This window comes from Shinella curvata (assembly GCF_022899935.1).
Classification (GTDB): domain Bacteria; phylum Pseudomonadota; class Alphaproteobacteria; order Rhizobiales; family Rhizobiaceae; genus Shinella; species Shinella curvata.
This window is the reverse complement of the sequence record NZ_JALJCJ010000001.1, coordinates 1110659-1125102: the sequence shown is the minus strand read 5'-3', so window position 1 is coordinate 1125102 and position 14444 is coordinate 1110659. Positions and strand designations below refer to the sequence as shown.

The 14444-nt window shown below is 62.2% G+C and carries 17 protein-coding genes; 10 read left to right on the top strand and 7 right to left on the bottom strand.

What is annotated here, in order from left to right:
* The first annotated feature begins 74 nt into the window (after positions 1-74).
* From MUU55_RS05325 to MUU55_RS05315, 3 genes are read left to right on the top strand one after another with little or no spacing between them, the layout of a single operon-like run.
* The gene (locus tag MUU55_RS05325; RefSeq protein ID WP_244759703.1) at positions 75-485 is read left to right on the top strand and encodes a thiol-disulfide oxidoreductase DCC family protein; all 411 of its coding nucleotides are present in this window, start codon (positions 75-77) and stop codon (positions 483-485) included.
* Positions 482-1606, top strand: coding sequence for a saccharopine dehydrogenase family protein (locus MUU55_RS05320; protein WP_244759702.1), 1125 nt, complete (start codon positions 482-484; stop codon positions 1604-1606). Before MUU55_RS05325 ends, MUU55_RS05320 begins: the two co-directional genes overlap by 4 nt.
* Positions 1585-2103 carry a DUF4166 domain-containing protein gene (locus tag MUU55_RS05315; protein WP_244759701.1) on the top strand — a complete coding sequence of 173 codons (519 nt, stop codon included), beginning with the start codon at positions 1585-1587 and terminating at the stop codon, positions 2101-2103. Before MUU55_RS05320 ends, MUU55_RS05315 begins: the two co-directional genes overlap by 22 nt.
* A 56-nt stretch (positions 2104-2159) precedes the next feature.
* Here the strand turns inward: MUU55_RS05315 and aptA are convergent, their stop codons facing one another.
* The 7 genes from aptA to MUU55_RS05280 all read right to left on the bottom strand — a co-directional run bounded on the left by aptA (position 2160) and on the right by MUU55_RS05280 (position 8289).
* The gene (gene aptA, locus MUU55_RS05310) at positions 2160-3485 is read right to left on the bottom strand and encodes an omega-aminotransferase AptA (protein WP_244759700.1); all 1326 of its coding nucleotides are present in this window, start codon (positions 3483-3485) and stop codon (positions 2160-2162) included.
* Positions 3486-3605: 120 nt separating this feature from the next.
* Positions 3606-3824, bottom strand: coding sequence for a hypothetical protein (locus MUU55_RS05305; RefSeq protein WP_244759699.1), 219 nt, complete (start codon positions 3822-3824; stop codon positions 3606-3608).
* Positions 3825-3901: 77 nt separating this feature from the next.
* On the bottom strand, positions 3902-4240 hold the full coding sequence (locus MUU55_RS05300) for an ArsR/SmtB family transcription factor (RefSeq protein WP_244759698.1): 339 nt from the start codon (positions 4238-4240) through the stop codon (positions 3902-3904).
* A gap of 183 nt (positions 4241-4423) precedes the next feature.
* Positions 4424-5188: a HugZ family pyridoxamine 5'-phosphate oxidase gene (locus MUU55_RS05295; protein WP_244759697.1), complete on the bottom strand. Its 765-nt coding sequence runs from the start codon at positions 5186-5188 to the stop codon at positions 4424-4426.
* An 82-nt stretch (positions 5189-5270) separates the two neighbouring features.
* Complete coding sequence (gene choV, locus MUU55_RS05290; protein ID WP_244759696.1) at positions 5271-6311, bottom strand: choline ABC transporter ATP-binding protein; 1041 nt, start codon at positions 6309-6311, stop codon at positions 5271-5273.
* A complete protein-coding gene (gene choW / locus MUU55_RS05285; RefSeq protein ID WP_244759695.1) occupies positions 6311-7180 on the bottom strand; it encodes a choline ABC transporter permease subunit in 870 nt (289 codons plus the stop codon). Before choW ends, choV begins: the two co-directional genes overlap by 1 nt.
* Before the next feature lie 149 nt (positions 7181-7329).
* Positions 7330-8289, bottom strand: a complete 960-nt coding sequence (locus tag MUU55_RS05280; protein WP_244759694.1) for a choline ABC transporter substrate-binding protein — start codon at positions 8287-8289, stop codon at positions 7330-7332.
* A gap of 229 nt (positions 8290-8518) precedes the next feature.
* On the opposite strand from MUU55_RS05280, the gene MUU55_RS05275 reads away from it, so the two are divergent.
* From MUU55_RS05275 to MUU55_RS05245, 7 genes are all read left to right on the top strand, one after another.
* Entirely contained in the window at positions 8519-9106 is a 588-nt protein-coding gene (locus MUU55_RS05275; RefSeq protein ID WP_244759693.1) for a thymidine kinase, read from the top strand.
* Positions 9107-9131: 25 nt separating this feature from the next.
* On the top strand, positions 9132-9506 hold the full coding sequence (locus MUU55_RS05270; protein ID WP_244759692.1) for a c-type cytochrome: 375 nt from the start codon (positions 9132-9134) through the stop codon (positions 9504-9506).
* Positions 9507-9669: 163 nt separating this feature from the next.
* Positions 9670-10758, top strand: a complete 1089-nt coding sequence (locus MUU55_RS05265; protein WP_244759691.1) for a hypothetical protein — start codon at positions 9670-9672, stop codon at positions 10756-10758.
* A gap of 52 nt (positions 10759-10810) precedes the next feature.
* On the top strand, positions 10811-11959 hold the full coding sequence (locus MUU55_RS05260; protein WP_244759690.1) for a hypothetical protein: 1149 nt from the start codon (positions 10811-10813) through the stop codon (positions 11957-11959).
* Between the two features lies 1 nt (position 11960).
* The gene (locus tag MUU55_RS05255; protein WP_244759689.1) at positions 11961-13871 is read left to right on the top strand and encodes an AAA family ATPase; all 1911 of its coding nucleotides are present in this window, start codon (positions 11961-11963) and stop codon (positions 13869-13871) included.
* A gap of 70 nt (positions 13872-13941) precedes the next feature.
* Complete coding sequence (gene relB, locus MUU55_RS05250; protein ID WP_244759688.1) at positions 13942-14175, top strand: type II toxin-antitoxin system RelB family antitoxin; 234 nt, start codon at positions 13942-13944, stop codon at positions 14173-14175.
* Positions 14159-14428, top strand: a complete 270-nt coding sequence (locus MUU55_RS05245; protein WP_244759687.1) for a type II toxin-antitoxin system RelE family toxin — start codon at positions 14159-14161, stop codon at positions 14426-14428. The genes relB and MUU55_RS05245 overlap by 17 nt, the downstream gene beginning before the upstream one ends.
* Positions 14429-14444: the final 16 nt, after the last annotated feature.

Sequence of the window (14444 nt, the reverse complement as noted above, 5' to 3'; positions counted from 1 at the left end):
GATCGCCGGGTTTTGCGCGCCGGCTGCGGGTGAATTCGGTTGATAGCACCGGAGCGCCGAAATAGGATGACGGCATGAAACAGGACGACCAGGCGGGGCCGATCATCGTTTTTGATGCAGAGTGCATTCTCTGCTCGGCCAATGCGCAATTCGTGCTGCGGCACGATCACGCCCGCCGCTTCCGCCTCGCCTCCATGCAGAAGGCCACGGGGGCAGCGCTCTATCGCCGTTTCGGCATCGATCCCGCCAATCCGGAAAGCCTGATCATCGTCGATGGCGATGCCGTGCTGAAGGACAGCGATGCGGTGCTGGCGATCTATGCCGGCCTCGGATGGCCCTGGAAAACTATTGCCGTGCTGCGGTTCATTCCCCGCTTTCTGCGCGATCCCGCCTATCGCTGGCTGGCGCGCAATCGCTACCGCTTCTTCGGGCGACGCGAGACCTGCTGGGTGCCGTCGCCCGGCGATGCAGATCGCGTGCTTTGAGAAGCGTCGTTGTTCTCGGCGGTTACGGCGGGTTCGGCGCGCGCCTTTGCCGACGGTTGGCGGCGGATGGCTGGGTGGTGCTGGTGGCTGGGCGCAACCGCGACACCGCGGAGCGCCTCGCGGCGGAATTACCCAACGCCCGTGCGCTTGTGGCCGACCGGAATGGCGACCTGCGGCCCTTGCTCGTGGCGCATCGTCCCTTTCTCCTCATCGATGCTGCCGGGCCGTTTCAGGGCGGCAGCTATAGCGTCGTTGAAGCCTGTATTGCCTGCGGCGTGCATTATGTCGATCTTGCCGATGCGCGAGATTTCGTCAGCGGTATCGCTAGGCTGGATTCGGTGGCGCGGGCGGCGAATGTCGTCGTCATCTCCGGCGGATCGAGCGTTCCGGCGCTTTCCGGCGCCGTCATCGCCGCGCTCAGCAAGGACTTGACGGAGGTGCGCTCCATCGAGATGGCGATCAGTGCCTCGAACCGCGCGACGGCGGGGGCCTCGGTCGCTTCGGCGATCCTGAGTTATGTCGGAAAGCCGCTCCGTCTCTGGCGCGCCGGCCGCTGGCTTGAGGAGACCGGCTGGCATCGGCTGCGGCGGGAGCGTTTTGAAGTGCCGGGCCGCAAGCCGATCCGCCGGCTGGTGGCGCTTGCCGATGTGCCGGATCATACGATCGTGCCGGAAACCGTTTCCGGCCGTCCGGCGACGATTTTTCGCGCGGGGCCGGAATTTTCCTTCCAGCTTCTCACGCTTTGGCTGCTCAGTTGGCCGGTGAAATGGCGCTGGCTCGCATCGCTGTCACCCTTTGCGAAATGGCTCCTGCCGCTGCAAGGCCTGAGCGCGCGCCTCGGTTCGGACCGGTCCGCCATGGCGATCGAAGTGAAAGGGTGGGGCGAGGACGGTGCGCGCGTTCGGCGCTGGACGCTGATTGCTGAAGAGGGGACGGGCCGGAAATCCCCACCATCGCCGCCCATGTGCTGGCCAATGTCCTTGCCACGGGGACGCCCGCGCCGGGTGCGCGCCATGCGGCGGGGGCGGTTGCGCTGGAGGATTTCGAGCCGCATTTTTCGCGGCTGGCGATCGCCCATGCGGTGGAGGACAGGCCCTATGTGCCGCTTTACCGCCGCGTGATCGGCCCGGCCTACGACCGTCTGCCGGAGCCGGTCCGCGGGATGCATGATGTCATCGGGGATGGCGGCGCTGCCGGGCGCGGGCGGGTCCGGCGTGGCCGCTCGTTGCTGGCCCGGCTGGTCTGCGCCGTGATGCGCTTTCCGCCGGCGGGCGAGCATGATCTGCATGTCGCCTTCGAGGAGCGTGACGGGGTCGAGCGCTGGACGCGGGATTTCGCGGGCAACACCTTTTCCAGCGAACTCAGCCAGTCCGGTGGGTGCCTCGTTGAACGCTTCGGACCTATGCGGTTTTCCTTCGATCTGCCGTCCGACGCAAACGGCCTGACGATGGTGATGCGCGGCTGGTCCGTCCTAGGCATTCCCATGCCGCTCCGGCTTGCGCCGAAGAGCGAGGCACGGGAATGGGCGGAGGGCGAGGAGTTCTGCTTCGACGTGCCGATCGCTCTGCCCGGCATCGGCACCGTCGTGCACTATTCCGGCCACCTGCGCCGGCTTTGATCCCCAAACGAAAATGGCGGCCGGAGCCGCCATGTCCCTGATCTGAATAGGCCGGATCAGATGTTGTTCTGAAGCACGTCGCGCAGCTTGCCGAACAGCTCGTCGATCTGCGGTTTTTCGATGATCAGCGGCGGCGAGAGCGCGATGATGTCGCCCGTCGTGCGGATGAGCAGGCCCTTCTCATAGGCCTTGAGGAAGGCATTGAAGGCACGCTTGGTCGGCTCGCCGGCAATCGGCGAGAGCTCGATGGCGCCGATCAGGCCGACATTTCGGACGTCGATGACATTGGGGCAGTCGCGCAGCGAATGCAGGCCGTCTTCCCAGTAGGAGGCGAGTTCGGCGGCGCGGGTCAGCAGGCCTTCTTCCTTGTAGGTGTCGAGCGTGCCGAGTGCGGCGGCGCAGGCGATCGGGTTGCCGGAATAGGTGTAGCCATGGAAGAACTCGATCATGTGTTCCGGGCCGTTCATGAACGTGTCGTGGATTTCCGACGTCACGAAGACGGCGCCCATCGGGATCACGCCGTTGGTCAGGCCCTTGGCGGTGGTGATGATGTCGGGCTTCACATCGAAATACTGCGCGGCAAAGGGCGCGCCGAGGCGGCCGAAACCGGTGATGACCTCGTCGAAGATCAGCAGGATGCCGTGCTGCGTGCAGATTTCGCGCAGCTTCTGCAGATAGCCCTTCGGCGGAATGAGCACGCCTGTAGAGCCGGCGACCGGCTCGACGATGACGGCGGCGATGGTGGAGGCGTCATGCAGGGTGATGATGCGCCGCAATTCGCTGGCGATATCGCCGCCATGCTCCGGCTCGCCGCGCGAAAACGCGTTCTTGTCCGGGAAGTGGGTGTGCGGCATGTGGTCGACGCCGGTCAGAAGCGTGCCGAACATCTTGCGGTTGGAGACGATGCCGCCGACGGAGATGCCACCGAAATTGACGCCGTGATAGCCACGCTCGCGGCCGATGAGGCGGAAGCGCGAACCCTCGCCCTTGGCGCGGTGATAGGCGAGCGCCACCTTCAGCGCGGTCTCGACCGATTCCGAGCCGGAATTGGTGTAGAGCACGTGGTTCATGCCTTCGGGCGCGATGTCGACGAGACGATTGGCCAGCTCGAAGGCCTTGGGATGGCCGAGCTGGAAGGCGGGTGCATAGTCGAGCTCGCCGGCCTGTTCGCGGATCGCTTCGGTGATCTTCGGGCGACAGTGACCGGCGTTGACACACCACAAGCCCGCCGTGCCGTCCAGCACCTGACGGCCGTCATGGGTGGTGTAATACATGTCCTTGGCGCCGACGAAGAGCCGCGGTTCCTTCTTGAACTGCCGGTTTGCCGTGAACGGCATCCAGAAGGCGCGCAGATCGTTGGGTGTGTTGAGGCGGTTGGACATGCGGTCTCTCCATGATGCTTGGAATGTGGGGCCAGCCCGGATGATGATTTTTACCCGCTGGTCAAATTATCAACACGCCGAAGGGCGTCAAGCGCCGTTCATGCAACCGTCCGGGGCCGCTCAATCGGCTTTCTCGAACGTCAGTTTCACCACGAATTTCCCGTTGGCCTTCGTTTTGGTTTTCGCCGTGACTTTTACGGGCGCGCCGAAATGCGCCTCTGCCTGGGCGACGGCATCCCGAGCCTTGGCAACGGCCGTCAGATACCAGCGGTTGTCGCGCTTCGGTTCATCGGCGATCTGCCGGATGATTTCGTCCATCTCGTTGTGGGATTTGTTCAAAGCCCTGCTCCCGCGCACCAAAACGAAACGCCCCGGATAATCGTCCGGGGCGCTGAGAAGCAACAGAGTATGGCAATTCAGGCGATGCGCAATTTCTTTTCCGAAGCGCCGTTGCCGGGGGTCTTGTAAATGCGTTCAAGCGCATCGAGCACGGTCAGGACGGCGTCCGACTTGCTGGAATAATAGATGGTCTGGGCGTCGCGGCGGGTGGTCACGAGGTTCTGCGCGCGCAATTTCGACAGGTGCTGCGACAGCGCTGACTGGCTGAGGCCGACATGCGTCGCAAGCGCGCCAACGGCGATCTCGCCTTCGACCAGAACCTTGAGAATCAGCAGGCGTTTTGGATTCGCCATGGCGGAAAGAAAGTCGGATGCGACTTCGGCCTGCGCGTGTTCTGCGTCTGAAATCTTGTTCATCTGAAACTCCTTTGGGCGTTTCCGCTTCAAAACATGTGATTTTATGTGAATCCGCTTGTTAGCATATAAGCAAAATACCTCTCATCAATTGCAAGAAATGGGGGTATGTGCACGCATGGCGATAGAAGACCTCTTGTCATCGCGGAAAGCGTCCAGGCGGACGGATCGGGAAATGCCTGATATTCAGCCCATCGCCCTTGCTTCGCGAAGCAAACGCGCAAGCTCTCCGCGTAGTTCCGAGGCCTGATCAAGTTCGCGTGAAAACTCCAGCCGCTTCAGTTTGTCGCCGCTCGCAAGGTCGATGCCGGCCGCGTCGAGGCCGACGATGATCCAGTCGCCGTCCCTGGCACCGCAATAGTGGCGGGCGTAGATGCCGGCGGCTTCCGCATGGTCGCTGTTCATATGCTCGACGGCGCCGCTTTCCATCTCGGCGAGCGCGCCCCGGGCAGCGGAGCGAATCAACAGATCGTCGGCCGTCAGAACGAAGGCCTTGCCGAAGCCGCCGTTGAGATGGGCGCGCATCAGCACGAGGCGGAAGAAGGCGAAGTCGGGGAAATCGACATAGAGCTTTGCCTTGGGATGGCGGCGCACGAAGCGTTCGCGCAGCGCCGCATGGGCATCGCTGTCACGGGCAACCTCCTTGGCTTCGCAGATCACCGTGAGGCGCGGATGGGCAAGCGGATCGCCCTTGCCGGGTTCGCCGGCGAGTAGCGAGGCGCGCGGGTCGGCGCGCAGCGCCTGGGTGTGCACGGACAGCGCCGAGACAAGGATGACGGGGGTGCCGTCCGTATCGGTGCCGGTGAGTGTGCGGCTGGCGAAGGGGGTGCCGGTTTCCGGTTCGAGCACCGCGAGCGCGCAACTGCGGGCGGAGCGCAGCAGGGTGCGGGCGAGGCGGCGGGCCTCGTCGTCCGTTTCGCGTAGCACGCTCGGCTTGTCCTTCTCGGTCATCTCGTTCTCCCGGTCATTCCCAATGAAAAAGGCAGCGCCCGTTTTGGAGCGCTGCCCTATCTAATCCGAACAAAGCCGGCTGTCAGCCGCGGCGCCGGTGCCGCGTCAATCCGTTCACGATATCCTGTGCGTTGATCGTGCCGATGACCGTGCCGTTGTCGACGATGCCAACATTGCCAGGCGTGCGCGACATGGCGTCGAGAATGTCGACGAGCGGGGTCTGGACGGTCGCCGTCGCGGTCACGCCACCGCTGCTGGACGCGCCGTGCTGCATGACGTCGCCGGCGGTCAGCATGTTGATCGGGTTCATGTTCTGCACGAAATCCGCGACATACTGGTTGGCCGGGTTCTTCACGATCTCCTGCGGCGTGCCGCACTGGATGATGCGCCCGCCTTCCATGATGGCAATGCGGTTGCCGATGCGGAAGGCCTCGTCGAGATCGTGGCTGACGAAAAGGATCGTCTTCTTCAGCCGGCGCTGGAACTCGAGAAGCTCGTCCTGCAGGCGTGTGCGGATCAGCGGGTCGAGCGCCGAGAACGGCTCGTCCATGAGCAGGATCGGCGCGCCGGTCGCAAAGGCGCGGGCGAGGCCGACGCGTTGCTGCATGCCGCCCGAGAGTTCGTTCACCTTGCGCTCAGCCCACTTGGTGAGGTTAACGAGTTCGAGCTGTTCGGCGACGCGCGCCTTGCGCTCGGCTTCCGGCACATTGGCGAGCTCGAGGCCGAAGCCGACATTGTCGGCGACGGTGCGCCAGGGCAGGAGCGCGAATTGCTGGAACACCATGGAGACGGTGTGCATGCGGAAGTCGCGCAGCGCCTTGGGCGTGGCCGTGTACGGGTTCACGCTGCCGCCGCCGGCCTTCACCTGCACATCGCCGCGCACCACGGGCGCAAGCCCGTTGACGGCGCGCAGCAGCGTCGATTTGCCGGAGCCGGAAAGGCCCATCAGCACGAGGATCTCGCCCTCGGTGATCGACAGCGTGGCATCCGCCACGCCGAGCACGAGGCCGGTTTCCGCACCGATCTCGTCACGCGACTTGCCGGCATCGGCCAGTGCAAGCGCCCGCTGCGGATTGTCGCCGAAGATGATGGAGACGTTCTTGAAGACGACGGATTCGGTCATCATGCGTCTCCATCATCGGAAGAGCGGAAGAGGCGGTCGAGGATGATCGCCAGAATGACGATACAGAGGCCGGCCTCGAAGCCCATGGAGATGTTCACGGTGTTGAGCGCGCGAACCACGGGAACGCCAAGGCCCTTGGCGCCGACGAGGGCGGCGATGACCACCATCGACAGCGAGAGCATGATGGTCTGAGTGAGGCCGGCCATGATCTGCGGTGTGGCGAAGGGCAGCTCGACCTTGCGCAGCACCTGGCTCGGCGTCGCACCAAAAGCCTGGGCGGCTTCGACCAGCGAGGGTGGCGTCGAGATGATGCCGAGGCGGGTGAGGCGGATCGGCGCGGGGATGGCGAAGATCACGGTCGCGATCAGGCCCGGCACCATGCCGAGGCCGAAGAGGATGAGCGCCGGAATGAGATACACGAAGGTTGGGATCGTCTGCATCAGGTCGAGCGCGGGGCGCAGGATCGAGTAGAACCACGGGCGGCGGGCGGCGGCGATGCCGAGCGGGATGCCGACGACCATGCTGACGCCGGTAGCCGCGAGCACGAGGGCCAGCGTTTCCGTCGTTTCCTTCCAGTACCCCTGGTTCACGATGAGCAGCAGGCCGAGAAAGGTGAAGATGGCCACACCGAGCGAGCGGCGGAAATACCAGCTGGCGCCCGTGACGAGCAGGATGAGAGCGATGGCGTAACCGAACTTGCCGCCGGCCGACGAGAAGGGGCCTTGAAGCAGAAAGAGCACGGCATCGATGCCGGCCTGCAGGAAGACCTTCAGGAAATCGAACAGGCCCTTGCCATTCGTCGTCAGCCAGCTGACGGCTTCCTTGGCGATCGGACCGATCGGAATTTTAGAGACGGTGAGCCAATCCACGGCAGCGAGCCCCAGTCTGGAGGTTGACGACGATATGCAACAAGCGTTTCGCAATTCCGGACATCAAGCCGCCCGGCAATTTTGCGGGAGGTGCACTATCCGGAGAGAAGAAGGGCGGGAAAGTTTCCTTCCCGCCCTATTCTTGCCTGTTAGAGACCAAGCGCGGTTTTGACCGCCGGCAGGGCTTCGCCGCTGCCGTCCTTGGTGGTCACGCCTGCGAGCCATGGCTCGATGGCGGCCGGGTTCGCCTTGATCCAGTCGGTCGCTGCGGCTTCCGGGTCCTGACCGTCGTTCAGGATCTTGCCCATGATCTGGTTTTCCATTTCCAGCGAGAACTTGAGGTTCTGCAGGAATTTTCCGACATTCGGGCACTCGGTGACGTAGCCCTTGCGCACGTTGGTGTAGACCGTCGCGCCGCCGAAGTTGGGTCCGAAGATGTCGTCGCCGCCGGTCAGATAGGTCAGCTTGAAGTTGGCGTTCATCGGGTGGGGTTCCCAGCCGAGGAAGACGATCGGCGAACCGTCGCCTTCAGCACGCGCGACTTCGGCCAGCATGCCCTGTTCGGAGGATTCGACGACCTCGAAGCCGGTCAGGTCGAACTTGTTGCCCGAGACCATGTCGATGATCAGGCGGTTGCCGTCATTGCCGGGCTCGATGCCGTAGATCTTGGAGCCGAGCGCGTCCTTCTGCTTGGCGATGTCGGCGAAATCCTTGATGCCGAGCTCGGCGCCCTTGGCATTGGTCGCGAGCGTGTACTTCGCGCCCTCGAGGTTTTCGCGCACGGTCTCGACCGAGCCGTCTTCACGGAACGGCTTGATGTCGGCTTCCTGGGTCGGCATCCAGTTGCCGAGGAAGACATCGATGTCCTTGTTGCTGAGCGAGGTGTAGGTGACCGGAACCGAGAGAACGGTAACTTCCGTCTCGTAGCCGAGGCCCTTCAGGATGACACTTGCGGTTGCGGTCGTGGAGGTCACGTCCGTCCAGCCGACATCCGAGAACCGAACCTTGCCACAGCTTTCGGCTTCCGCGGCCGAGGCACCGGCCACGCCGAGCGCGATAACGGATACGGCGGCGGCAAGCAGGGTCTTCAATGGTGATGCAGTCTTCATATTTTTGCTCCCCTTATAACTGGTAGTTTAGCCAATCATCAAAACGATATGCTTTCAAGCACCTTGGCGTAACCGGAACACCCTGAATCGTCCAATTAATTTCGCACCGGTTCGCAATTTCGCACATGGATGTCGCAAAGGACGGGCCGCGCTGATTTCTGTGGTTTTCGACCCTTTTCGGCTGGAAAATCGCGCCTTGCCGAGCCATGACGCGGGAACGGAGAAAATCATGGCCAAGCTCTATTTCAGTTACGCGACGATGAACGCGGGCAAGTCGACGCTGCTTTTGCAGGCGTCCTACAACTATCAGGAACGCGGCATGCGCACGGCGATCTTCATCGCCTCCTTCGACGACCGCGCTGGCGCCGGCCGCATCTCCTCACGCATCGGGCTCTCCTCCGATGCCATCGCCTTCGACCACACCGACGACCTCTACCGCCATATCGAGGACTTGAACGGCGACGGCAGTGGCGCGATTGCCTGCGTCTTCGTCGACGAGGCGCAGTTCCTCTCCGAAGAGCAGGTCTGGCAGCTCGCCCGGGTCGCCGACCGGCTCTCCATTCCCGTCATGGCCTATGGCCTGCGCACGGATTTCCAGGGCAAGCTGTTTCCCGGCTCGAAGGCGCTGCTCGCCATCGCCGATGAAATGCGCGAGGTGCGCACCATCTGCCATTGCGGCCGCAAGGCGACTATGGTCGTGCGCCTCGGCGCCGACGGCAAGGTGGCGAAGTCGGGCGCGCAGGTGGAAATCGGCGGCAATGACAAGTACGTTTCCTACTGCCGCCGCCATTGGGACGACATCATGAATGCTGAGTGAGGCGAGACGGCGAAGGGGACGAAGGATGAAACCGCTTTCGACATTTGCCATTTTCCTCTGTCTTGCCGCCCCCGCTTTTGCGGAGGGCGATGCGGTCGCGGGAAAAACCGTCTTCAAGAAATGTGCGCCATGCCATTCCGTGGAGCAGGTTAATCGCGTTGGGCCGACGCTGTCGGGCATTATCGGGCGGCCGGTCGCGGCGATCGAGGACTACGGCTATTCTCCGGCCATGCGGGCCTTCGGGGAGGATGGCAAGGTGTGGAGCGAGGCGCAGATCGCCGAATATCTGATGTCGCCCAAGGCCATGGTGCCTGGCACGCGCATGACCTTTGCCGGCCTGAAGAAGATCGAGGACATCGCCAATCTCATCGCCTATCTGAAGGCGCCGGCCGGCTACTGACGATCGGCAGAAAATTTGCCGCCGCCATCTTGCGGTGCGCCCGCCGTGTCCCACATGTTCTCGCGGGGCAGGTTCCTATCTGTCTGAATTCGTATAGTGTTGCCGCGATGGAATAAATCGGGCGACGAAGACGTCTGCCGTGGAGAACGTAAGGGGACAAGGCATGGCCACACTTCAGAACTTCGACGCGGAAATCGAAAAGACCCGCAGTGTCGTCAACCAGATGCGCAGCAAGATGGAGCAGTCGAGCACCGTGCTCGACCAGTTCGCCAAGGCGGACACCAAGCTCGGCGACGTCAATTTCGATATCGAGAACGCCCGGATCTCCGACGTCATCAACCAGCAGAAGGTGATGGAAGGCAATATCGCCGATCTCATCATCGGCCTGGAAGATGCGACGAACATCTTCGGCACCGAATTCGAGAGCATGAAGAGCTATACGGGCTACGAAAAGTTCATTGGCATCTTCTCCAAGCAGAAGATGCAACGCATGCGCACCGATCGCGTGCGCAACATGTCGCTGGCCGGCAATCTTCAGGAACTGCTCTCCAAATCCGACACCATCGTCGGCATCCTGAAGGAGCAGAAGTCGATCCTCGACCAGCGCTACAAGACCTCCGAGGCCAGCCTCGTGCAGGTGATCGAGCGCCGCAAGGGCACGATGACCAATCTGGAAGCGACCCAGAAGCGCATCGAGGAGCTGAACCCGCTTCTCATGGACCTCGAAAACCGCATCGCCGCCTCGACGGACCAAAAGAGCCGCACGGAGCTTGAAGGCGAGCGCTCGGCGCTGGCGACCGAATATAACATGATGCAGGCGAAGGAGCAGGAGCTTCTGGCAGAAAGCCAGACGCTCGAGCGCTACACGTCTATGTTCCAGACCTTCGTGGATTCGCTCAACAACCAGATTGCCGCGCAGAACACGCTGATCAACAAGCTGACCATCGATACCGAGCAGCGCATCGTGCTCTACAAGGCGCTGGAGGATTCGTTGAAGACGGCGGCCCAGCAGGACGTGGCGCACAAGATCAACACGCTCGGCTCTCAGGTCGATACGGCTGCGGAGGAGACCATGGCCGGTATCGGCTCGGCCGCGCAGCGCCATATCGGCGACCTCCTGGAAATGCACGAGAAGAACATGCTGTCGACGCAGGACATCCAGCGCCGCAAGAAGCTCGCCGACGATGCCTTCGCCCGCCGCTTCCAGGCCGTGATGGAAAAGCACAACACCGCGAACTATGTGAAGCAGTGATGGTCCGCATGCCCCATCGTGCGCTTGCCGTTTCTCAACGGGCGCGATGCCCATGAACGCACCGGCAGACAGCGCCGTTGCGCAATATTTCTCGACCATCCGCGCTGCGCTGGGTGGTCTCGAAATCTTTCTGGGCGACCGCAATTCCCCGCTCTACCGCAATTCCGTGGTAGGCGAGGTCGTCATGCCCTATCTCGCCCGGTTGAAGGCCTCTTTTGCCTGCTGGGAGAACCGCATCGGCTTCGTTCAGCAGTTCCGCGTCTCGCGCGCGGAAAGCGGTTTTCCGGTCTTCCAGAACGTGCTGGAGCTGGAGAACGATCGGCAAAGCGCTGAAAAGCGCCTGGCGGCCATCCCGAATGCCGACCAGCTGCGCGGGGAAATGGCGGACTTCATTCTCCGCCAGAAGGCCTTCCCTACGGATCTCCAGACCCGCATGGCCGAGCGGCTCTATCTGGAGCAGATCGGCAAGGGCGACATTTTCTCGCCCTTCGTGCTGCCGGAGACGATCCGCGTGGCGGTCAATCCCAAAACCATGCGGCCTTACTATATCGTCTGCTGGGGAGCCTTCGACGGCACCGCGACGCTGCCGATGATCTACATGGCGACGATCGAGGATTCGAGCGACAACATCCTGAAGATGCTGGTCGGGCCGGACGGCAAGCTCAATCCGGACGTGGACATTCCGTTGCCCGTGGGCGGCCTGCTCAATCCGGAACTTGCCAGCCGCTTCGACGATTTCACGTTGAAGAACAGCGCCTATTCGCTGACACCGGTGACGATCGCCACCAATCTCGACAAGGATTTTCCCACACTGCATCCCAAGCAGCTGCGGCGCATCGTGCTCGGCCCGTTCTATTCGGCCGGCATCACGGAAAACAACGAGCGGGTCAACGACATCCTGTCCAAGGTGCGCAAGCCGGAGAATGCCTGGCTGCTCACCTGGACGGTGCAGGAGGTCTTCTCCAAGGCCGAGCGTCCGGCGCAGAAGGGTTTTTGGAGTTCCACCCCTGCCCAGGAAGAGTTCCACATCGAGACAGACGACCTCGAAGCTGCCCGCATGGGCGTCAGCGCCTACGAAAAACATGCGCTCGTGCCGCATGATGCCTATCAGGCACTCTACGCCGCCGGTGAGACGCAGGGCATTTTCGGCGCCTACAAGGTGCACGTTATCTCAGGAAACCAGGTAATCAGCGAGGGGTGACATGAGCCTCAATGCCGGACTGACGACGATCCACGAGGACGACATCGCCAAGCATCAGGCGATGGCGCAGACCCTCGTCACCAAACTTGTCATCCTCGAAAGCGATGACAACAGGAGCGGCACGGCGCTGGCCGGCACCAACAGGCGGTTCGTCTCGACGGTCTCGACTGCCGGCGCGCGACGCACGCGCGAGGTTGAACTGGCCAAGACCATCCAGTCCGTGCATGCGGCCGATCCGATGCTGTCGCCGCAGCAGCATGCGGTGCTGTTTCGCTCGCGCCGAGGACTGCAGGTGGCATCGGCGGTCTCGGGCGTATTTTCACGGCAGACCAATCTGGAAGGTCTTCAGGCGCGCAATCTCGCGTCGCCGCTCGCCGGTGACGAGGCCAACCAGTTCAAGGCGCTCTTGGCGGCTTCGGCCTACATTGCTGCCTTCACTTTCGCCGCCTATCTCGGGGCGACGCTGCCGGGCGAGGGTGAGCCGGTGGAGGATGGCGGGGAGCCGGATTATCTTTTCGATACGCCGCAGGATGCGCTCAAAAGCATGGTCTCGGGCCTCGACCGCACCTTGGCCGGTGCGCCTGACGATGCCGCTCTGATCAGCCGGGCGCGTGCCTTCTCGCGTGTCGCCATCGAGGGGCTTGTTTCGCGCCGTGCCCGTTTCACGGGCCTTGCCGGCTTCGAGAATGCGCATATCCGCATCGAGCAGGATGATTTCACGCTTTCGGGCTTCGACGTCGCGCCGGGCCAGAAGCGCAAACCGCTGGTCATGACCTTCAAGAAGCCGGAAGAGATCATCGGCAACCACATCGCCAAATACCAGGCGATGAAGCTTGCCAAGATGCTGGTCGCCTATGATTTCGAGCGGCAGCTCAACCCCTTCGTCGAACTCGGCGGCTTCCTCTTTACCTTCATCGGCGACGGCATGCCGGGTACCGGCAAGACGATCCTCATCCAGATGCTTGCGGGCCTCGTCAACGATTACTGCCAGATCGCCGGCTACGCCTTCCACTACGAGAATTTCGGCGTCGACCAGATTTCCTCCTATCAGGGCAAATCGGGCCAGAACTGCAAGGAATTCGTAAACAACGTCATCAATCCCAAGGCGATCGGCTTCGGCACGATCGATGATGTCGATCAGGTCGCCGCAAAACGCTCCGACGACCGGGCATCTGCCGGCCAGCACGAGGTGACGGCGGTGCTGATGGAGAGTTTCGCTGGTGCCTCTACGGTCATCCGCGGCAACTGCACCTTCGGCATGTTCTCCAATTATCCGGAGAATGTCGACGATGCGCTGCGCCAGCGTGCCGGCGCTCGCTGGCTGGTGGACGGACCGCAGACCGAGGACGATTACATTGACATCTTCGCCATGCTGGTCGGCAAGAACCATGCGATCCCGCTCGGCGATCACAAGCTGTTTGCGGGCCAGGAGATCAAGCGTGCCGTCTCGACGTCTTACGAGCAGCACGCCAAGCCGCAGGAGGATGGCCTGCTCGCCGTCTGGGAGCGCCAGGAAAAGGAGCACGGCGCAATCCAGTCGATCGCCGATGTCGGCGCTTACCTGCACCGCATCAAGCTCGCCGAGCCGCGCTTCACCGGCCGCGCCATCAAGAACATCACCGATGCCATCAAGATGCGCGCCATGGATGTGGAGTTGCCGGACGACTGGTTCGCCAATGCCGGCGCCTTCATGCACAAGGGCTACGATGAGAAGAAGGCGATGATCGAGGAGCTGCGCGGTCCGATCTCGATGGAGATGGTGTTGCAGGAGATCAACCGCTATGCCGACTCGGAATTCCGCTATACCGACAAATCCGACGATGCCGCCGTCTCCGATATCATCCGCCGCGAACGCCAGCGCGAGAAGGCGATCCGCGAGATGGAGACGATGAAGGCCGAGGGGCGCTGGTAGCGGCCTTGCTGGAAATCGCTTGGCTCAGATGTTATATGGTTGGGATACGCGTACCCCAAGGAGGGCTGGCATGGCGAGACAGACGGCAATCCGACTTCCCGACGAGACCTATGAGCGCCTTCAGACGTTGGCTGCGCGGACAGGGCGGACGGCAACCTATTATATCCGGGAGGCCATCGAGCAGCATATCGAAGATCTCGAGGATATCTACCTTGCGGAGCAGGAACTCGAGCGTGTGCGGCGTGGCGAAAGCCGCGTCTATTCGCTGAAGGAGGTTGAGGACGAGCTTGGCCTGGGAGATTGAGATCACTGAAGGGGCTAAGAAAGAACTCGATAAACTCGGCCATGTAGAAGCAAAGCGCATTCGCAATTTTCTAGTTTCGAAGCTTGCTCCGTCGGAAAATCCTCGTCTGCTGGGAAGCGCTTTGCAAGGGGCGCGGTTGGGAAGCTATTGGCGGTACCGCATCGGCGACTACCGGATTATTTGTGACATCCAGGACAACAGGCTTGTCGTGGTCGTCGTTCGTGTAGGACATCGGCGTGAAATATATTCCTGAAGTCTCCGGTGTCTCG